Below are 20,436 nucleotides of genomic sequence, written 5' to 3' on the forward strand. Positions count from 1 at the left end.
GGAGATGAAACATCATGGCTTCACGTTCACAGATCGCACGAATCGGAGCTGTTTTGGCCATTGCAGGTCTTGCAGTCGCGGGCTGCTCAGGTGGCGGTGCGTCAGACGGCGGCGACATGTCAGTGCCGGGCCAGTCAGAGGTAACTACGGACACCACGACCCAGAGCTGACCCCATCGCTCTGCGAGTGATCAGCGACTGAGCTATTCGTAACCCCGGTGCCCCTGCTGTTTTTCGAAGCAGCAGGGGCACCTTCTGTCACTATCACCCCATCTCTCGTATCTCCTCCACCCGCTCACGTTCCCTCTCGCACTCACGTTCCCTCTCGCACTCACGATCCGCAAACTGACCGCACCACGCCATCTGCTCGCCTCGCGCCCCCATTTTCAGCTCTCCGGCAGGCAGTGCTTCCTGGTATCTGCGTGCCTGCGCGCACGATGCCCTGGATTTACCCCTCGCGAGCGCACATTCCCCTAGATCTAACCTTCACAAGTGCACATTCCCCTAGATTCTCGCTCCTTTTTGCACAATCCCCTAGATCTAACGCCCGCACATTTCACCGCGTTTGTGAACATGCAGGTCACCGGGCATTCTATTTTTCGAGGGTGGCCCCGCCCGCTGTTGATCTAGGGGTTCGTGCACACACCGCCCTAAGATCTAGGGGTTCGTGCACACACAGCCCTAAGATCTAGGGGTTTGTGCGCGACGGAGCCTAGAATCCAGGGCACCGTGCAGCACACAGGCCATGATCCGATCACTGCTCGACCCCGTGACAGGACCACGACGCAACCGGCCGAGCAAGAATCAACCGACTGAGGCAAGAATCAACCGGCCGCGACAAGCGCCGACCGATTGACGACATAACGCATTTCGGGGCGGATCGGCACCGTGGCCGCGCACCGCACCGATATTGCAATGCCGGGAAAGCCGCCAAGCGCTGAAAGCTACAGGGAACCGAAAGCCCCCGAGCTGGAGCCGTCAGGAATCGAAAGCACTCGACCACTTCGGTTGGAGGTTTGACGAGGCGGACCACTGCTCCTCACTCAGTTCCAACGCGCTATCTACGGGAGCTGCCACCCAACTCAATACGCTGTCGCTTGCCAGAGCGGCCGCCTGGTCACCCGACCATGCGGCCGGCCAGGCAACAGCGTCAAGCGCCATAATGCGCTGTGCCATTGCGCCTTGCACGAAGTCGATCCACGCCTGTGCCCCGGCAGTGGGCAGGGAGCTGACAGCGGGCAGGGAGCTGGCAGTAGGCAGGGAGCTGGCAGTAGGAACAGTGCCCGCAGTAGCTTGAGCCCCGGTCGGAGCTTGGTCACCCGGCCAGGGCGCGACGAACATGGAGCGCTTCACGCAAGTTCCACCGATCAGCGCACCATATGATTCAACGCCGGTGTTGAGCAGCAGCGGCGTATGCGCCAAGTCAGAGGCGGCGACCACGGAATAGTAGGACGGCGCTGCTGTCGACGAGGCTGCTGGGTTGCTTTGAGACGAGGCCGGTTGCTCACCTTGAGACCCGGCCGCCTGGCCGCGCGGGCTTTGAGTTCCCGCCGCGCTGTCGCCCGTGGCGCTGTCTCCAGTCGCACTATCGCCCGTGGCGCTGTCTCCAGTTGCGCGCTGGCCACCCACCCCCTGGCTGTCCGCACTCACAGGTGCCCCGTGGCCAAGCGCGCTCCACGACGAGGTCGCGCCACTGCCCTTGATGATTTTCACGCCACGCTTTGCGGCGTCCTTCCACCAGGTCGGAGCTTTGTCACCCTTCACGCTCGCCGTTGCCAGCATGAATGCTCTGCCGGCAGCAGAGGTCACCGGGTCGGGAACAGTAAACAGCACGGCATGCGCGTCATCAATCAGCTCATCAAAGGAGGCGGCAGCTTTCCCGCGATTAGCCTCGATAAACAGTCGGTCGACCGCGGCGCACACATCGTCACGGCCATAGACCGTTGCGTCTTTCAGTCCCAGATCGGCCAGGTCGGCCGGATCCAGTCCCATCAGCACGTCGGGAGCACCCTCGTCAATAGCGGACAACAGGCTGCCAGCTTCACCACTGCGGCTGATGGGGAGAATTTCGGCCTTGAAGCCGCTGCGTTCGGTGAATTCCTCAAGTAGACGCGGGGGGAGCGAAGCCTTGCTATCTGCTACCACGCCGATGCGCACGGTTCCTGTTCCGCGTGTAACGGCAGGGCCTTCGTCAGGTCCAGGGGCACCCTCGGGCCACGACTGGCGCAGCGAATCAGCGGACTGGCTGGTATCGCCTGCTGCGCCCGACATTGACGAGGGAGACGCGCCATCGGCCGACCCGACTGACTGGCTCGACGCGAACGGGTCGGTCACCGCGGTTGGATCGACTGAGGCGGTGCAAGCGCTCAGTGCAAGGGCGACGCTCACGCACGCTGCCGCGCCTAGACACATGGGTCGGCGCGCGGATGGGTGTAGGCGCGCTGTGCTGAAGCGTCCTTGTGGCGCAGTGTTCATCGCGGCAGCCTCCCTTGTCGTTTCTGGTTCCATTGTCGCCTGTGCGCGGGCGGTGGCGGCGCATCCGGAGCGTATTTTGCGAACGCGATATTCTTTTTATCACGCGCCGCGCACGCAAATGGGGCATGATTACATCAGAGCCACGCCGCCACGCGTTGAGCTGGCGCTGCGTTGTTCGCCTTTTTGACAACACGTTGAGGAAACGGAGAACACTATGGATATCGGGTGGAAGATTGCAAGCGCCGGGTCAATGGCTCTGTCGGCAATGGTGGCGAACAAGCTGGTCGAAGGCGGTTGGAAGCTTGTCACCGGCAAGCCGATTCCACGCGAAGACGATGACAATGTCCAGATTGTGCAGCTTCTGGCGTTTGCAGCCCTGTCAGCGGTGTGCGTGTCGTTCATTCAGCGTTACGCCATCAAGGGTGCGAAGAAGTGGTACGGACCTGGTCAGATTGACGACTGATCACCACGACGATGTGTGGGCACGACGAATGGTGAATAATGCGTAGTCCCGCATGGTGATCGGAGTTTTCAGTGAGTGAGTTTCATGAGGGGTCGCCGTGCGTTCACTACGGCACTCCGGTTGTCTCTGGTGTGGCGTGGGCGCCCTCGGCGTGGGCCAGGCGCCCGACGCTGCCCGCGCAGGACGAGGCGGAGCTGACGCCTGATCAGCGGCCAGGCGCAATCGACGCGTACATGACGGCAACTGACGTGGTGGCGCAGCGCCTGTTTGAGCGTGCCGAGCACTCTGAAGGCAGCGCGGCCGAGGTTCTTGCCGTCACCGCGTCAATGGCGACCGACAAATCATGGCGCAAGGAGACAGTCAGGTACATCGAGGCAGGCGTTCCCGCTGTTCAGGCAGTGGTACGTGCTACCGCGAAACTGATTGATTCCTTTGAACGCTCCGGCGGCATTTTGGCCGAACGCACCACTGACCTGCGCGATGTGCGTGACCGCGTCATCGCTGAGCTGCGCGGGGAGCCCGAGCCAGGCATTCCGCGCACTGATCACCCGGTAGTGTTACTGGCTGATGATCTCTCTCCTGCTGATACCGCAGGGCTTGACCCCTCGATGTATTCCGCGATCGTCACAGAGTTCGGCGGCCCGACCTCGCACACGTCGATCATTGCTCGCCAGCTCGGCATCCCGTGCATCGTGGCGGCCCGCACCATTGGGCAAATTGCCGAGGGTGTCCATGTGCTTGTCGATGCGCATACCGGAACAATTACGACGGGCGCCCGCCACTGTGACGCTCACGACGCAGTTGCTCATGAAGCTGAACGCCTGGCGGCGATCCGTGCCTGGCACGGGCCGGGACGCACGCGCGACGATGTGCGTGTTGAACTGTTGGCAAATGTGCAGGACGATGTGACGACGAGGTTGGCGGCACACTCTGGCGATGCGGAAGGTATCGGCCTGTTCCGCACAGAGTTGTACTTCCTCAACACTCAGGTCGAACCCAGCGTGGACGATCAGGCTGTGCTGTACGGGAAGGTGATGCAGGAGTTCCCTGAATCAAAGGTTGTGGTGCGCACGTTGGATTCCGGCTCCGATAAGCCTGTCCCATTCGCCCCGCTGCTGGAGGAAGCAAACCCGGCTCTGGGTGTGCGCGGTATCCGCACCACTGGCCACAACCAGGAATTTCTGCCCCGCCAACTCGACGCGATTAGATTGGCAGCTTCTTCTGTTGGGCATGAGCATGTGCGCGTGATGGCACCGATGATTTCCACAGTTGCGGAAACCCAGTGGTTTGCCGGCCTTGTCCATGATCGCGGCCTGAAAGCCGGCATCATGGTGGAGGTTCCCTCCGTTGCCATCATGATTGACAAGTTTGCGCCACTGGTGGATTTCGTGTCGATCGGGACGAATGATCTGACGCAGTATGTGATGGCTGCTGACAGAATGTCGCCCCACCTGGCCGAGTACACCGACCCGTGGCAGCCGTCGGTGCTGCGCCTCATTGCCCACACTGCGAAGGTGTGCCGCGAGACCGGCACAGATGTATGCGTGTGTGGTGAGGCTGCTGCTGACCCCTTGCTTGCGTGTGTCCTGGTCGGCATGGGTGTGCAGTCTCTGTCGATGGCATGCCCGGCTATCCCACCGGTGGGTGCTCGTCTGGCGTCAGTGACACTCGAGCAGTGCCAGGCAGCTTCCGTAGCCATCCGTGAGGCAACCAGCCCAGGAGAGGCGCGTCATTTTGCCCGTACCCAACTCCCCCCGCTCGCATCAGCTCACTGAGCGCGCCCAGGAAATGAACTCGTCGGCCGAGTAGACGGGTTTGCCCCACTTTGCGGCGTTCCTGGCTTTGCCGGACATGCTGGTCACGTCCGCAGCGATCAGAACGTCGCATCGCGTCTTTGACACATTGGGCGCGACAGCCAGGCCGCAGGTGTGTGCGAGGTTTTCCATCTGCTCGCGCGACCACACCTCACCGTCACACATAGCCGTGCCGGTGAAGCACACACGCACGGGTATAGCCGCATCACCGCTGTGTTCCTCAATGAACTGCGCCCACGTGGTTTGCTCGCCCCGAGTGCGGTAGTTGATCGCCACTTCGTACCGCCGGCAAAAATCGTCAATGAGCTGCGCGGCGCTGTCACCGAGCGTAAGCCCAGCGACACGCTCTTCGATCAGTGCGGCCACTTCCACCGGATCCCCGTAGGGCACGATTTGTCGCGGTGAGCGCGGCAGGAGCCATGCGGCTCGAGGCTCGTCGACCGGCGTGTATGCCGGTGCGCGTTCGGGCAGACTCGCATCTGCTGCATGTGCTGCGTCGCGCAGCTTTTCGGCTCGTGTGAGCGCGCTTGCTGCGCTTTGTGGCACCTGAACAGTGAGCACTGATTCGAGGGGTGCGACGATGCCGGTGCGTTTGAGCTCGTCATCCCAGATTCGCAGCATGTCGTCGTGTGCCGGTGCGACGAGGGCGTGGCCGGAAATGCGTTCTTCAACGGCAGGCCAGATATCAGCCAGGCGCGGCGCTACCTGCAGGTCGGCTGCGTGAATGTCATAGGTCGCTGCGGCATCTCCGATGTCACGCGTCGGATTGATCAGTGAGGTGAGTGGGGCACCCTCGTCAAATGTGAAGGCGATTTCGAGGGGGCGTATGAATCCGTCGCCGTGACCGCAGGTGAGCGCGCCGCAGTATGCGCGACGGCCAGTGGGCAGGCCGGTTGTGTCTGCCAGGAATGAGCGGATGCGGTGATCGATTTTCACGTCGCGCGGGTAGATGGGGCGTGTCAGCACGAGGCCGTCGAGGCTGCGGCACCGTGACAGCGCTACGTAGAGTTGGCCGGCGGCGAATGTGCCTCCCGACAGGTCGATGACGGCACGGTCGAGGGTTTGGCCCTGAGATTTGTGGATCGTGATGGCCCACGCCAGTTTGAACGGCATCTGCGTGAAGGAGCCGACGACGCTGTGGCGCAGGACTCCACCTTCGACGGTGGGGTGGGTGATCTCCCACGCGTGTGGTTCAACGCTGACTGTCGAGCCGTCGCGCAGTTCAACGAACACTTCAATGTCGTCATCGACACTGCATTCGATCGAGTCAGTCGCGGCGGTCGCGGCGGTGGGGTCGAAAGTGGGAACGCGGCCGGGCACCGTACGGGCAGTATCGGGCACGGTACCTGCAGCGATGGGGTCGGACGCGGCCTGGTCGATCCCGTCGGCTCCTCCGATCCCGTCGATCCCAACGATGCGCCCGAGCGAGCCGTTCACCCACCTGTCAGCCGGGTCGTTGGTCAGCATCATGACCTGGGCGCCAACTTTGAATGACAGCACGGGGTCGGTCGGCGGCTCGAACTTGTCGAGGTTGCCTGATTGCGCTCCGTGGCACTGGATGAGCGGTGTCGGCAAATCATCAAGGTGTCGCCGGTTGCGCGCACCGACGATCCGGTTTGTCGTGGCGAGCGTGAGCCAAAACTCGTCCTCTGGTGGCGTGAAATCGTGGTTGACCTTGCTGTTCAGGACGCTGGTGATCGACCGCGTCATGCGCCCCGACCTGATCGCGTTGAGCATCTGCGTCATCTGAGAATCACCGAGCTGGCGAAAAACCTTCGTCAGGTTGACGGTCGGAAACCGATCGGCACTGTACGCGCTGGCAGAGAAGAAATACGGGGTGCCAAAAGCGGACGCGAAGTAGTCTTCTTCTCCCGTGTTGACCACGGGCGGCAGCTGGTAGAGGTCTCCGACCAGGACCAGTTGGACTCCTCCAAGAGGCTCCCCAGGGTGTGGCCCGTATTTTTCGAGGGCGAGGCACACCTTGTCGAACAGGTCGGCTCGCACCATCGACGCTTCATCGATAATCAAGGTGTCGATTGAGGCCAGCGTACGCGAGAACCGCGAAGGCTTATACGTGCCGTTTCGCACGTCGTCAATAGTGGTATGCGGGGTGAATGAGAACAGGCGGTGCAGGGTATAGCCGTCGACGTTGAGCGCTGCCACTCCGGTGGGCGCGGCGACCACGACTTTACGCTCGGTTGAGGCTATGAAGTAGCGGATCAGGGTGGATTTGCCCGTGCCGGCGTTGCCGGTCAGGAACAGGGACCTGCCGGCTTCCAACATGTCGAGTGCCCGACGGAATTCGTCGGTGATCTCGATGGGTGAGGTGCTCACAGGGTCATGGTCTCACAGCCCACCGGCATCTGCGGACTGCGAGTGTACGGCAAGGTCGCGGCCATCGAACAGCGGCAACAGCGCGGCGAGATCTGTTCGCTGGCCGGATGCCTGGATCAGGCCGGCGGCGTCCCCCTCGTCCCACGACAGGTCGCCGGTTGCGAGGCGCAGCCACGTGGGCATCGACATTTCGACAACGGCAGGTGGGGTACCTCGGCGGTGAGTGGTACCTTTCAGAATCTGGACGGCTCCGGCCGGTGGGACGCGCACTTCGACCGCGCGACCGGGGTGACGCTGCTCGAGCTCCTCCAGACAGAAACGCACTGCCGTCATCTGCTGACGGCGCGGGGTGTCATCGCCCTGTCCGCACCACGTGCGCAGTGCATCCATGCCGGCATCGAAGTCGATTTTTCGTCGAGGCGTCACGGCGACCATTCTAGGCGCTGATATACAGCTCGGGCCGTGTCATCAGGTATGCGTTGAAGTATGCGAGCTGTGAGCGCAGGTTTTTTTGTGCCATCGCTGTGCCGTAGGGCGATTCTCTGGCTCCGGCAATGATGGTGGGCTTGTTCCCCAGGGGTTTGATCCGTAGAGTCGCGACATCCAGTCGAGGGCGTTCCTGAGAGCTCCGGGAATGGATCGGTTGTACTCCGGGGTCACGATCAGTACGGCGTCTGCTCTCTCAACATAGGACTTTCTACCTAGACTGCGCTAAAATGAACCTGCACAGCGAGTTTCACAGTTGAGACGCGAGGGGCATGAAAGCAAGGAAGCATGAGTCTGCCGTGCACCGTCGCCTCGTCGCTGAGCTGAAAACAACCAGAAAGGTATCAACATGGACGGAACAATGCGCGCCCAGCGCTTCTACGCCGACAGCAAGACCATGAAGGTTGAAGACATCCCGATCCCCTCCCCCGGACCAGGCGAGGTCCTCATTAAAGTTGCCTACTGCGGCATCTGCCACTCTGACCTGTCACTGATCGACGGGAACTTTCCACCACAAGTTGACGTGGTGACGCAGGGCCATGAATGCTCGGGTGAAATCGCAGAGCTGGGCGAAGGTGTCACCGGGTGGGAAGTAGGCGACAAAGTTATTCCCGTGTCCGGCAGGTCGTGCGGCGAGTGCCGTGAATGTCGCCGCGGCAACGAAGGAGCCTGCCAGAATCTTGAGCTGATGGCATTCGCCTATGACGGCGCCTGGGCGCAGTACGCCATCACTCCTGCTGCTGGCCTCACGCGTGTTCCCGAGGGCGTCCCGATGGATCAGGCAGCGATTCTGGCTGACGCTGTTGCTACACCTTTTAGCGCGGTCAAGCGCACAGGTCGAGTGTCGATCGGCAATGCGGTTGCGGTGTGGGGTCTGGGCGGCGTGGGAACGCATATCGTTCAGCTCGCCAAGCTCGCCGGCGCTATCCCGGTCATCGGGATTGACATTAACGACGCGGTCTTGGAACGTGCGAAGGAGTTGGGTGCTGACTACACATTCCGGTCAGATGACCCGGACTTGATGGAGAAGATTACGGAAGCGACGGGCGGTCGAAAAATCGATGTCGCGTTCGACGCCGTTGGTTTGCAGGCCACGTTCAAGCAGGCCATTGCCTCGTTGGATTTCAATGGGCGAGCTGTCCTCGTTGGCCTGTCAGGTCAGGAAATTGACGCTGGCCCCATCTTGTCTTTCGGTTTGCAGCGCAAGCAGGCGTTCGGCCACCTGGGCTACAAACCTGTCGACATTTACCTGTTGGCAGAGCTGTTGAAGGACGGGCGTCTTGACCTGTCGCAATCGATCTCTGCTGTGGTCCCGTTGTCCGAGATCGAACGCGGTATTGAAATGATGGAAACGAAGGAGGGAAACCCGATTCGAATCCTCGTCGATCCGTGGAAATAGTTCCCCAATGACCCCAGCAGGGCGGCACGATGCGTGAAGGAACGCATCGCTGAGAAGTGAACTGCTCCCCTTTAGTTGGACTGAGAAATCAGACACCGACTAATGGGGAGCAGTTCAAACGGCGCCGCAGGCGTGATCCCAGCCGTGCTGCGGTATTACGAACGCTTCATTCTGGGAGCCAATCACGACGGGCTCCGCCGCTTCCTGCTGGCTGCGGCCACCGTCGGGTCAATCATCAAATCCAACGCATCCATCGCGGGTGCCGAGGTGGGATGCCAAGGCGAGGTTGGTTCGGCATCGGCGATGGCCGCAGCCGGGCTCGCCGAGGCGCTCGGCGGGTCACCGCTACAGGTCGAAAGCGCTGCCGAGATTGCAATGGAGCATTCGCTGGAGCTCACATGCGACCCAGTGGCCGGCTTAGTGCAGATTCCTTGTATCGAGCGCAACGCAATAGCTGCGGTGAAGGCCATCAATGCCGCACGCATGGCGATGTGGAGCGACGGGCGTCACCAGGTTTCTCTCGACACCGCAATTCGCACCATGCGCGACACCGGCCGAGATATGCTCAGCAAATACAAGGAAACATCCGAGGGCGGGCTTGCCGTCAACGTCATCGAGTGCTGAACCACCCCGGTTGGTTCCCCACACTGAGGCATGGTAAATTAGCTCTTCGCCTGGGGCTATGGCGCAGTTGGTAGCGCGTCTCGTTCGCAATGAGAAGGTCAGGGGTTCGAATCCCATTAGCTCCACCAGCCTGAACCCAATTTGTCTCTTGCAAGAGTCTTCGCCTTCGCCTAGCGATTGCCTCAACAAGCTCACTTTGCCTGCACTGCCCGGTGACCCACCGCATTCCTAACCCGATATCCACACGCGTTTGCCAAAACTGGCCGAAATCGGCTGTTTCAAGAAACGAGTGTGGATATCGGGTTAGCTTCCCCGCCGCCCCCAGCCCCGAGGCGCTCAGGGGCTCGGCAGCTGGCGCGCCCGTCCGGCTAGCGTGGAGAACACCGTGGCGGTCACAGACTTGGCGAGCAGAACCGCGGCCAACACCACCACCTGGAACACGCCCGCCGCCACCGGACTCAGCCCAGCAAACAAGGCACCGACGAACGCGCCCGGCAGCGTGACAAGCCCAGTGTTGCGGGTCTGATCGATAGTGGGGATAAGCGCTTCCCGAATGGAGTCTCGCCGCAGGCGCAGCGTCGATTGCGGCGGTGTGGCGCCAAGCGCCAGCCAGCCCTCCACTTCGCCGACGCCAGAGCGCAGCGCCGCAAGATAGTTGCGCGCGGTCAGCGTCGACGCCGCCATCGCGTTGCCGATAGAGATGCCCGCCACCGCGATAATCTGCTGCACATCCAAGCCGACGAGCCCCAGCGCCAGCGATGATCCCGTCGCGGCCAAGCCGCCCGCGACGACCGCCATCACGGCGTTGCGCCTGCCGCCCGGCAGATCAGCCGCGCGTTTCGCCCCCGTGAGCGACGCCGTCGTGAGCATGAGCAGGATGAAGGCCAGTACCAGCAACGGCCACTTGATGACCGCACCCAATAACACTGAAATGAGCGCCAGTTGGAGGCACGCGCGGATGATCGCGACCGCAGGGGCCCAACCCATTTTGACGCCGTGAGCCCGCAGGACGACAATCACCGCTCCGACTATCACGGCTAGCCCGAGGCCAAATCTCACCCATTCCCACACTGACCAGTCCACGCTGCCGAGTGTAGTCGCGAGCCAGAACAAGCACCCACTCGGCGATTTCCAGGCGAACATGGAGCGCGCGAAGCGCCAGCGCGAAGCCCCGATCCGAGTCATCGTGATGAACCCGCCGTACTCTGCAAAGCAGGCAAGCGCGAATGACAATAATTAGAACCTCAAATATCCGAAGCTGGATGAGCGTATCGAGCACACCTATGTTGAGCGTTCAACAGGAACCAATAAGAACAGCCTGTATGACTCGTACGCAGGAACTCATGAGGGCCTTGCCGGAGTTCCTTGTTGACGGGGCTTGAAGCGCGAAACCGTTCCTGTTGCCCTAAACTGGCTGCGATGCAAGAAACACACTTGTCGGCCAGAACTTGCCAGGAACTGCGATCTCACATCGACCAGCATCTGAAGCCCGGTGACCGTCTTCCCTCGGAAAAAGACCTCGCCACACTGCTGTCGGTGTCGCGTACCACTGTGCGCGCAGCCCTCGAACAGCTCTGGCTTGAAGGCAAAGTGGAACGCCGCTGGGGTGCCGGTACATTCGTGCGCAAATCCGCCGAGCTCCCTCAGCACATTGACCAGGTCTTCGTCGACGTCCAGTCAATCGACACCGTGTTCGGCACATTCGTCCAGCGCGGCCACCAGGTTTCCTACCTGGATACCGCGTGCGAAAAAGTCACGCCACCCACGATTGTGCGCGCGCTTCTGCCACCCACCTCTGAGAAGGAATGCTGGCGCATCACGCGCGTCATCGGTGTGGATGGGGCTCCCGCAATGCTGGTCTACGATCACATTCCGCTCAGCATTGACGGCGTTGACCTGGATCCGAGCCCGATGATCGAGTCAGTGACCACGCTGACCAAACTCACCGACGAATGGGGTATCCGCATCGAACGCAACGACGCGACTGTGGAAGCCATATGCGCTCCGCTGGCAGTTGCCGAAACGCTCGGCATCAAATTGCGCACCCCCATCCTGCGATCCACTCAAACCGCCGAAGTGCGCGACGGCCTGGCCGTTGCCGTCACGCTGATCTATCAGAACCCGGCAGTGATGAGCGCACGCGTCGTCCGCGCGCAGCGATCCAACTGACGCCCGACGATTCGATCAACACACGGCGTCGCCCTCGCCAATTCTCCAAAAAGAGTTATTGACGAGGGCGCCCGACCGCCGCGAACCGGCGACCTAGAAACGCGAACGCAGCGCGCTTTCCTGCATGTCGCGAAGCTCGGTGATGTCAGCCATCCAGCCGTTGCCGTTGCCTGAATCAGTCAGTACGTCACCGCCGGTGATCACCACCATGTCGCCACCGGTCGTGCCGATGCGCGCCGCCTGCACGCCCTCAGCCTCTGCAGCTGCGTACACCGCCGGCAAGGATTCTTCGGCCACGGCCACCATCGCTCGGCCCTGCGACTCAGACAGCAACATGACGAAGTCATCCACGCCTGCGATGCCAGCTGCCTGCGCGATGTCGAAACTGCCGCCGATGCCGAAACGAAGCGCCGAATCCACCAGCGACTGGATCAGACCACCATTCGACAGATCATGTGCCGCGCGGATCAAAGGCTGTCCATCAGGGCCGTCAGCCGCAGACAGTGCTTCCAGGACTCGGCCCAATGCCATCTCGGCTTCCAGATCAACCTTCGGGGGCAGGCCACCGAGGTGATCATGCACGATGCGTGCCCACGCCGACCCGTCCAGCTCATCGCGGGTGGAGCCGAGCAGCACCACAGCCAGCCCTTCAGCGGTCCAGCCAGACGGATTTGCGCGACGCACGTCATCCATCACGCCCAGCAAGCCGACCACCGGGGTGGGGTTGATCGAGGAATCAAACTGACCTTTTTCCGTTCCCGAGGAGTTGTACAGGGAGACGTTTCCGCCGGTCACCGGCACACCCATCTCCACGCAACCGTCAGCCAGGCCTTCCATCGCGGTGACCAGCTGCCACATCGCGTCCGTATCCTCCGGATTACCGAAGTTCAGGCAGTTCGTGATTGCCACGGGGCGAGCACCCACCGTCGCGACATTGCGGTAGGCTTCCGCGAGCGCCTGGCGGGCACCCTCGTACGGGTCAAGTTTGGTGAACCAGCCGTTCGCGTCCGTTGACAGCGCCACGCCCGCACCGGTTTCTTCGTCGACGCGCACCACGCCGGCATCATCGGGCTGCGCGAGCGCCGTGTTGCCCTGCACGTAACGGTCGTACTGATCTGTCACCCACGCTTTCGACCCCTGGTTGACGTCCGACAGCACCGTGCGCAGCGCCTCATCCAACTCGGCGGCAGTCTGCGGGCGCGCCAAGCCGGCTGCCTCCACAGTGTTGTCCTGCAGCTCGTCCTGCCATGCGGGACGCGCGTACGGGCGGTCATAGACCGGTCCTTCATTCGCCACGGTCTTGGGATCCACATCCACGATGCGCTGGCCGAAGTGGTCGATCGTCAGGCGGCCATCACCGGTGACCGTGCCGATCACGGCGGCTTCCACGTCCCACTTGTCGATGATTTCGAAGAAGCGCTCACGATCTTCAGGGGTCACGATCGCCATCATGCGTTCCTGCGATTCGGACATGAGGATCTCACCGGCTGTCAGGGTCGGGTCACGCAGCAGCACGTTCTCAAGATCCACATGCATACCGGAATCGCCGTTGGCAGCCAGTTCCGAGGTGGCGCACGAGATTCCCGCCGCGCCCAGGTCCTGAATGGCCTGCACCACGCCTGCGTCGAACAGCTCGAGGCAGCATTCGATCAGCACTTTTTCCATGAAGGGGTCACCGACCTGCACCGAGGGGCGCTTAGTGGGCATGCCGTCGTCGAAGGTTTCCGACGCCAGAATCGAGGCGCCGCCGATGCCGTCGCCACCGGTGCGTGCACCGAACAGCACCACCAGGTTGCCTTCACCGGACGCGTTCGCCAGGTGGATATCGTCGTGACGCAGCACGCCCAGGCACAGGGCGTTGACCAGCGGGTTGCCCTGGTAGGACGGGTCGAACTCGGTTTCGCCGCCGATGTTCGGCAGGCCCAGGCAGTTGCCGTATCCGCCGACACCGGCCACCACGCCGTGCACGACACGGGCGGTGTCCGGGTGGTCGAGTGCGCCGAAACGCAGCTGGTCCATCACGGCTACCGGGCGTGCACCCATCGACATGATGTCGCGGACGATGCCGCCCACACCCGTGGCAGCACCTTGATAGGGTTCCACGAATGAGGGGTGGTTGTGCGATTCGACTTTGAATGTCACAGCCCAGCCGTTGCCGACGTCGACGACGCCGGCGTTCTGTCCCATGCCGACCAGCAGGTGTTCGCGCATGTCGTCAGTGGTTTTCTTGCCGAACTGTTCGCCCAGGTGTTTCTTCGAGGACTTGTATGAGCAGTGCTCGGACCACATCACCGAGTACATGGCCAGTTCCGCGTTGGTGGGGCGGCGTCCCAGGATCTCGCAGATGCGCTGGTATTCGTCGTCTTTCAGGCCGAGTTCGCGGTAGGGCATCGCTGTGTCGGGCGTGCGCGCGGCGTCCTCAACGGTGTCGGGGGTTTCGACCGGGATAGGCGCGCCTGCCGCGCCGCGGTCAGCGTCATGTGTGGGGGTCATGTCAAGCTCCAGATTCTCAGTTGTCCACAGGCTGTGTCCACATGCTTGTGGACGGTGGCGCCGTCGCGCCTGCTTCCCTGTGGATCAAATTGTGTATGGGTTGTGGATAGCGGGGTCATGGACGAGGGCGAACGCCGCTGCGTCGTCATGCCTCACTTACCCCACCAATGTGGCCAGTGCGGAAGCGAACAGTGTCAGGCCGTCGGTGCCGCCATGTCCGGAAACCTCAACGGAGCCGTCCCCGCCGAATGATTTCGAGCGCTGCGCGCGACGAACCGGTCCGAAACCGCTTTCCACGGCGTGCTCGGGGTGCGGCATGAGGCCAACAACGTTGCCCTGCTTATTCGTGATGCCGGCAATGTCGTGAGCCGACCCGTTCGGATTGACATCCACGTAGCGGAACACGACGCGACCCTCATCCTCAAGCCGCTTGATCGTGTCGGCGTCAGCCTGGAAGCAGCCTTCGCCATTCTTGAGTGGGACTGTGATCGTCTGTCCCTGCGTCAGGCTCGAGGTCCACGCGGTGTCCGCGTTCTCCACACGCAGCGTCTGATCGCGGCAAATGAACTTCTGGTGCGTGTTGCGGATCAGTGCGCCTTCCAGCAGGTGTGACTCACACAGAACCTGGAAACCGTTGCAGATGCCCAGCACCGGCATGCCTGTGCGGGCCGCGTCAACGATCGGCCCCATAATGGCGGACACCGCTGCAATGGCGCCGCACCGCAGGTAGTCACCGTAGGAAAAGCCACCGGGCAGAATTACTGCGCCCACGCCCTGCAGGTCCGTGTCCTTGTGCCACAGGCGCACCGGCTCACCTCCGGCCAGACGCACAGCGCGAGCCGCATCCTGGTCATCGAGCGTGCCCGGGAAAGTCACGACTCCGATTTTCACCTTCGGACTCATTGCGCATCACCGTGAGCGCCCTCGTCAACGAGAAGTTCTTCGACGCGCACGACGTCCTCAATAATCGGGTTTGACAGGACTTCTTCAGCGGCGCGGCGTGCCTGGGCGAGGTGCTCATCCGTGACGGCGCCCTCCACATCCAGGTGGAAGCACTTGCCCTGACGCACAGATGTGAAACTGGAAATTCCCAGTCGCGGCAGTGCGGATCCGACTGCTTTTCCTTGCGGGTCAAGGATTTCTGGTTTCGGCATCACTTCAACAATGATTCGGCCCACTGGGTCCTCCTGGTTTCTTAAGGTGTCGGCGGTTAATGTGGTAGCTCTGTCAAACGGTTCACTGACGTGGCTGGTTGCCCGGTTCCGGTGCCTGACCGGTGAGCAGCGTGTACGCATCGACGTAGCGTTGACGTGTCGCCTCAACGATCCGGTCAGGCAGGCGCGGCGGCTGCTCGCCACTGGCGCGATCCCACCCGGATTCTGCGGAGGTCAGCCAGTCGCGCACATACTGTTTGTCGAAGCTGGGGGTCACCTGGCCTTCAACCCACTGGTCGGCGGGCCAAAAACGCGACGAGTCCGGCGTGAGTGCCTCATCAGCCAGGACCAGCTCGCCACTGTCAGGATCCACACCGAACTCGAACTTGGTGTCAGCGATGATGACGCCGCGCTCGCGAGCGATGCGCGCCGCCTCCGAATACAGCTTGATGGACGTGTCGCGCAGCGCTGCCGCCACGTCGCGCCCCACCATGTCGGCTGCACGCTCGAAGGAGATGTTTTCGTCGTGTTCACCCAGTTCAGCCTTGGCTGCGGGGGTGAAGATCGGTTCAGGCAGTTTCGAAGCTTCGGTCAGGCCTTCCGGCAGGCGGATCTCGCACACTGTGCCGGACTGCTTGTATTCCGCCAGACCGGAGCCGGTCAGGTATCCACGCACCACGCATTCGATGGGATACATGGTGAGCTTCTTGCACACTACTGCGCGCCCTGCGACCTGGGCGGGCACCGGCTCATCAAGCAGGTGGTTCCCCACAATCGAATCGAGCTTGTTCATCCACCACGTCGACAGTCCTGTCAGCACCAGGCCCTTGCCGGGGATTTCGGTGGGCAGAATATAGTCGTAGGCGCTGATACGGTCCGACGTGACCATCAGGAGTACGCGCCCGTCCTCACTTTGGTACAGGTCACGCACCTTGCCAGAATTAACGTGTGTCCACCCGTCCAGTTCGACTGCCTCACTCATTTTCTTCTCCCTCACTCCTTGCGCTGAACTGCTGATATGCGTGCGCCTAGGCGCTGAGTCCGTCTGGCCATTGCGCGATGTCGCGCCGGAATTGACATTCAGGAAAGTCAATGCGCCCGATTGCCTCGTACGCTGCGCGCCGCGCCTCGTCAATGGTTGCTGCACGCGCCACGACGTCCAGTACGCGTCCCCCATCAGCGACGAGGGTGGCGTGCGCTTCACTGTCCTGCGCTGCGCCGACACTTTTCGTGCCGGCGTGGATGAGGTGGACTCCGGGGAGTTCCTCTGCGGCTTCGGCTCCGCGGATCGTTTGGCCGGTGCGCGCACGAACGGGGTATCCAGGTGAGGCCAGGACGACGGTGACTGCCGCATCGTCACTCCAGGTCGGGGCCGCGACTTGGTCAAGGGTACCGCGCGATGCTGCGTCGAGCAGGTCAAGCAGTGGGGATTCGAGGCGCTCCAGGACGACCTGTGTTTCCGGGTCACCGAAGCGGACGTTGAATTCGACGACACGCACTCCGTTCGAGGACATCGCCAGCCCGCAGTACAGCAGACCGGTGAACGGCGTACCGCGCTGCGCCATGCGGCGCACCGTTGGTTCTGCGATGGTGCGAACAACCTCGTCGGCAAGTCCGTCGTGGAGCCACGGCAGCGGCGAGTAGGCACCCATTCCACCGGTGTTCGGCCCTTCATTGGCGTCCTGAAGGCGTTTGAAGTCCTGTGCCGGAACCAGTGGGACGACGTGTGTACCGTCGCTGATGCAGAACAGGGAGACTTCCGGCCCATCGAGGTAGTCCTCGATGACAACGGCACCGTCGGGACGATCCAGACAGTGGCGCGCATGTTCGCGTGCAGCGTCAGAGTCAGCGGTAACCAGCACACCTTTGCCTGCGGCCAGTTGATCGTCTTTGACAACGTGAGGGGTGGTGCATGTGCGGAGCGCCTGGTCGACCTCATCCATTGTTTGACAGGTGAAGGAGCGGGCAGTGGCGACGCCGGCCTCGTCCATGACAGTTTTGGCAAAAGATTTTGATGCTTCGAGGCGGGCGGCTTCCTTGCCTGGGCCGAAGCATGCGATGCCCTGCGCGCGAACCGCGTCAGCCAGTCCGGCGACGAGGGGGGCTTCCGGTCCGATGATGACCAGGTCAGCGTTCAGGTCGCGTGCGCGCTGCGCGATGGCGTCCGAGCTGTTCGGGTCAGCGGGGTTGGCATCACCGAAGTCCACGGGCGTGGCGATGCGGTCGATTCCGGGGTTTCCGGCTTGAGCGAACAGTTCAAGCGGTGTGCCGCGTTCAGCCAGAACACGGGAGTGTGCGCCAGTACGGATCAGTGCGCGCGCGATGGCATGTTCGCGCCCACCATTGCCAATGAGCAGAACCTTCACACCTTCAGCCTACCGAACTGTCAGGCCGTAAACGACGCCTCAGTCCCCTACTTTCGGTTAGACCAGTCACCCCCACAGGCTTTGTCATGTCCTATGTCGAGTACATATGACCGGACAAATGTGGAGCAGCCTGAGGGGGTTGCCGGCTGCAATGCGTGTGTAGCGTGAACAGAGTCTGCCGGCTGCGAGCTGTGGAGCAGGCACAGGCTCAACCGCCACCCTCATCATGCGAAGCGAGCGCGCCGAGGTGCCCGAGCCGGTCGTGTCACCACTTCCCGTTCGGCCTGGTGTCGCGGCTGCCATCCAACGGATCGACGTCACTGTTGGTTTCCTTCGAGCGCCGGTTGAGTTCCTCGCGGCGGTCCTTCTCCTCCTGGGTTTCATCCGCGTACGGATCTTCGCGCTTTTCTGGAGCAGGCGTGGAGTTCGGATCATTGCCTTGATCGGGCTTCGGCTGGGGCTGACGGGTGCCGCCACCCTGGCCATCAGAATCGTCCTGTTCCCCGTCCTTTCGATCCTTCTGACCGTCAGGCAGCTGGTCATTCGCACGATCGCGCTTAGGTGAAATGCGGTCATTTGTCTGATCCGCCGGCGAGGACTGCTGATCGGACTGCGAACCAGAAGGTGAGTCAGAGTCGGAATCCGAGTCGGAATCTGAATCTGAGCCGGAGTCCGAATCTGACCCGCCACCGCTTTGCGACTGGTCGCTGCTTTGCGACTGATCACTGCTCTGGGATTGATCACCGCTTTGGGAATTATCGCCACTTTGTGACTGATCGCTTTGCGGCTCGTCGCCGCTTTGAGACTGGTCACCGCTTTGCGGCCGACTGGTGTCATCGGGCGCCCGGCAAATCTGAATCAGCTCGAGCGCCTCGTCGTAGGTATCACGTGCGTCCAGATGATCACCCTGAGCTTCCAGCCCGTCAGCCATGATTTCTTTTCCAACGGCCAGGTTGTTCCTGACCATGCATTCATAGGAGTAAGGCTCGATCGTGCCGTCCTCGTTCTTGACGGCCTTGGGCACCAGCTCGAACGCAGTCGACAACTGAGAAACACCGCCGTCAACCTCGCCTTCAGCCAGAAAAGTCGTGCCCTTGTTGTAGAACGCAAGCCACCGCTCCGGTCCGCGCTGAGTGACCGTCATCTGACCGTCGTAGCCGCCCATCGCTTTGTCGTAGTTTCCGGAGCGGTATGCCACCCCAGATGCGTGCGACCACAGTGTCAATCCGATCAGGAATGCCGCTGCCAGCAAGACGATCAGCATGAGCGGCAACGTCCACCACAATAATGCGAGCGACCCGCGGGCACGGGTCTTCGACGCAGCTTTACCGGCAGAGCGCCCACCGTGTGACGACGCACCTGCACGCGAAGGATGCGCGCTGGCATCGTCATGTGGAGCCTGCGCACTGGCTCCGCCCGCAGAGGATTGCGGACAAGCAGAGTCGTACGGTGGCTGATCAGATGACATGAGCCCTCCTCATCTTGCGCATGCGGGCCACGATTGCCGAGGCTTCCCATGCCAGCAACACGGCAAACACCAATGCGAACGGCCAGACGTAGTAGCGGTACACCTCAACTGTGTCACGTGACTCCGATATCAGCTTGCCCTCAGAGTTGAACTGAGCAGCATGGTCAATAATCGACCCGTTATCGGGCGAATGGACATAGTCAGCACCGAGCTGACTGGCGACCTCACGCAAGGCACCTTCATCAGCAGATGAGATCCCGTCCCTGGAAGGGTCCTGCGGGTCGGGGATGTAGCCGGATTGGGATTGATCGAGTGAGCGCGCCTTCATCCGGCCCCCCTCGGCAGTTCCATACCCAATGACCAGCGCACCGTCACATGCCTCTGCCACTGAACGCCAGTCCCCAACTCCCTGCGAGGCATCCTCGGTGTTCTCCCCATCGCCCATGACGACGACATAGCGCGAGTTTCCGCCGCGCGATTCCTGAGCTTTGGTGAGGTAGCTGCGCAGGTCACTCACAGGGCGCGCCAATGATGAGCCCTGGGACGAGGAGGACAGTTCCTGGCCCATGATCTGCATGTACGAGTCGATCGCGCCGATGTCGCTGGTGACGGGCAAAACACGCTCAATGTCACGATCCCACGTGAAGATTGAGAACCTGGCGGCAGGCATGTGGTCAACGATCGTGGCAACATCCGCTTTGACGCCGTCGAGGCGCGGCAAACGGTCAGGACCATAATCTTCGGCCGCCATCGATCCGGTGCGGTCGATGACGAACCACAGTTCAACATCCGAGGTGGTGCTGTGCGACTCCTGCCTGATGGACGGGCCGGCAAGCATGAATGTCATGAGTGAGACGATCAGAAGGCGGCGAACCAGATTCACGCGCGAACTCATCGCACGTCTGCGAGCGCCCCAGACGCACAGTGCCACGCATGCAATAAAGAAGATGGCGAGGACCCACAGGGAGATAATGGGGCGGAAAATCACGCGTCTATCTCCTTCGCCTCAGCTCGGTTGTCTGGTGCGCCGACCCGTTCCCACAAGTGGAAACCTCCTGCGAGGAATGCTCCCCGTGAAGGTCGCTTCCGCCATAGGGGACTTCTCGCGCAGAAACTCAGGTCTGCAAGTACCACAGTAGCGGAAATCAGAAAATTGGAACATCCGTCACGACCCATGATGCTCAAGTCGTTT

Annotated in this window: 17 protein-coding genes, 1 tRNA gene and 1 pseudogene; 7 read left to right on the plus strand and 12 right to left on the minus strand. The window is 61.7% G+C overall.

Annotation, left to right across the window (positions count from 1 at the left end):
- Positions 1-14: 14 nt before the first annotated feature.
- Positions 15-170: a hypothetical protein gene (locus tag BN3002_RS11160; RefSeq protein WP_157843524.1), complete on the plus strand. Its 156-nt coding sequence runs from the start codon at positions 15-17 to the stop codon at positions 168-170.
- Positions 171-977: 807 nt separating this feature from the next.
- On the opposite strand, the gene BN3002_RS07330 is transcribed toward BN3002_RS11160, so the two are convergent.
- Complete coding sequence (locus tag BN3002_RS07330) at positions 978-2,474, minus strand: type 2 periplasmic-binding domain-containing protein (protein ID WP_257525572.1); 1,497 nt, start codon at positions 2,472-2,474, stop codon at positions 978-980.
- A 214-nt stretch (positions 2,475-2,688) separates the two neighbouring features.
- Between BN3002_RS07330 and BN3002_RS07335 the strand changes: the two genes are divergently transcribed.
- Entirely contained in the window at positions 2,689-2,937 is a 249-nt protein-coding gene (locus BN3002_RS07335) for a DUF4235 domain-containing protein (protein ID WP_058237309.1), read from the plus strand.
- 71 nt (positions 2,938-3,008) lie between these two features.
- Positions 3,009-4,712: a phosphoenolpyruvate--protein phosphotransferase gene (locus tag BN3002_RS07340; RefSeq protein WP_058237310.1), complete on the plus strand. Its 1,704-nt coding sequence runs from the start codon at positions 3,009-3,011 to the stop codon at positions 4,710-4,712.
- Here the strand turns inward: BN3002_RS07340 and BN3002_RS11430 are convergent.
- The 3 genes and pseudogenes from BN3002_RS11430 to BN3002_RS11480 form a co-directional block, all read right to left on the minus strand.
- On the minus strand, positions 4,701-7,085 hold the full coding sequence (locus BN3002_RS11430) for an AAA family ATPase (protein WP_074026210.1): 2,385 nt from the start codon (positions 7,083-7,085) through the stop codon (positions 4,701-4,703). The genes BN3002_RS07340 and BN3002_RS11430 overlap by 12 nt on opposite strands.
- A 12-nt stretch (positions 7,086-7,097) precedes the next feature.
- Complete coding sequence (locus BN3002_RS07350; RefSeq protein ID WP_157843536.1) at positions 7,098-7,475, minus strand: sterol carrier family protein; 378 nt, start codon at positions 7,473-7,475, stop codon at positions 7,098-7,100.
- Between the two features lie 78 nt (positions 7,476-7,553).
- A pseudogene (locus tag BN3002_RS11480) lies at positions 7,554-7,760 on the minus strand (NAD(P)H-dependent oxidoreductase); the annotation flags it as partial.
- Positions 7,761-7,920: 160 nt separating this feature from the next.
- On the opposite strand from BN3002_RS11480, the gene BN3002_RS07355 reads away from it, so the two are divergent.
- From BN3002_RS07355 to BN3002_RS07365, 3 genes are all read left to right on the plus strand, one after another.
- On the plus strand, positions 7,921-8,970 hold the full coding sequence (locus tag BN3002_RS07355; RefSeq protein WP_058237312.1) for a zinc-binding dehydrogenase: 1,050 nt from the start codon (positions 7,921-7,923) through the stop codon (positions 8,968-8,970).
- Between the two features lie 87 nt (positions 8,971-9,057).
- Positions 9,058-9,594: an L-serine ammonia-lyase, iron-sulfur-dependent, subunit alpha gene (locus tag BN3002_RS07360; protein ID WP_371935783.1), complete on the plus strand. Its 537-nt coding sequence runs from the start codon at positions 9,058-9,060 to the stop codon at positions 9,592-9,594.
- 52 nt (positions 9,595-9,646) lie between these two features.
- Positions 9,647-9,722, plus strand: a tRNA-Ala gene (locus tag BN3002_RS07365).
- Positions 9,723-9,930: 208 nt separating this feature from the next.
- Here BN3002_RS07365 and BN3002_RS07370 read toward each other — a convergent pair.
- On the minus strand, positions 9,931-10,827 hold the full coding sequence (locus tag BN3002_RS07370; RefSeq protein ID WP_058237313.1) for an ABC transporter permease: 897 nt from the start codon (positions 10,825-10,827) through the stop codon (positions 9,931-9,933).
- Between the two features lie 201 nt (positions 10,828-11,028).
- On the opposite strand from BN3002_RS07370, the gene BN3002_RS07375 reads away from it, so the two are divergent.
- Positions 11,029-11,763, plus strand: coding sequence for a GntR family transcriptional regulator (locus tag BN3002_RS07375; RefSeq protein ID WP_257525573.1), 735 nt, complete (start codon positions 11,029-11,031; stop codon positions 11,761-11,763).
- Between the two features lie 93 nt (positions 11,764-11,856).
- On the opposite strand, the gene purL is transcribed toward BN3002_RS07375, so the two are convergent.
- The 7 genes from purL to BN3002_RS07410 form a co-directional block, all read right to left on the minus strand.
- Positions 11,857-14,256: a phosphoribosylformylglycinamidine synthase subunit PurL gene (gene purL / locus BN3002_RS07380; protein WP_058237315.1), complete on the minus strand. Its 2,400-nt coding sequence runs from the start codon at positions 14,254-14,256 to the stop codon at positions 11,857-11,859.
- A 156-nt stretch (positions 14,257-14,412) separates the two neighbouring features.
- The gene (gene purQ / locus BN3002_RS07385) at positions 14,413-15,147 is read right to left on the minus strand and encodes a phosphoribosylformylglycinamidine synthase subunit PurQ (RefSeq protein WP_257525574.1); all 735 of its coding nucleotides are present in this window, start codon (positions 15,145-15,147) and stop codon (positions 14,413-14,415) included.
- Between the two features lie 8 nt (positions 15,148-15,155).
- Positions 15,156-15,434: a phosphoribosylformylglycinamidine synthase subunit PurS gene (locus BN3002_RS07390; RefSeq protein WP_058237317.1), complete on the minus strand. Its 279-nt coding sequence runs from the start codon at positions 15,432-15,434 to the stop codon at positions 15,156-15,158.
- 58 nt (positions 15,435-15,492) lie between these two features.
- Positions 15,493-16,392, minus strand: coding sequence for a phosphoribosylaminoimidazolesuccinocarboxamide synthase (locus tag BN3002_RS07395; protein ID WP_058237318.1), 900 nt, complete (start codon positions 16,390-16,392; stop codon positions 15,493-15,495).
- A 46-nt stretch (positions 16,393-16,438) separates the two neighbouring features.
- Entirely contained in the window at positions 16,439-17,776 is a 1,338-nt protein-coding gene (purD, locus tag BN3002_RS07400; protein WP_058237319.1) for a phosphoribosylamine--glycine ligase, read from the minus strand.
- A gap of 265 nt (positions 17,777-18,041) precedes the next feature.
- Positions 18,042-19,244 carry a tetratricopeptide repeat protein gene (locus tag BN3002_RS07405; RefSeq protein ID WP_058237320.1) on the minus strand — a complete coding sequence of 401 codons (1,203 nt, stop codon included), beginning with the start codon at positions 19,242-19,244 and terminating at the stop codon, positions 18,042-18,044.
- Positions 19,234-20,232 (minus strand): VWA domain-containing protein, encoded by a 999-nt coding sequence (locus BN3002_RS07410; RefSeq protein WP_058237321.1) that lies wholly within the window; start codon positions 20,230-20,232, stop codon positions 19,234-19,236. The genes BN3002_RS07405 and BN3002_RS07410 overlap by 11 nt, the downstream gene beginning before the upstream one ends.
- Positions 20,233-20,436: the final 204 nt, after the last annotated feature.

This window comes from Actinomyces ihuae, assembly GCF_001457875.1.
Lineage (GTDB): Bacteria > Actinomycetota > Actinomycetes > Actinomycetales > Actinomycetaceae > Pauljensenia > Pauljensenia radingae_A.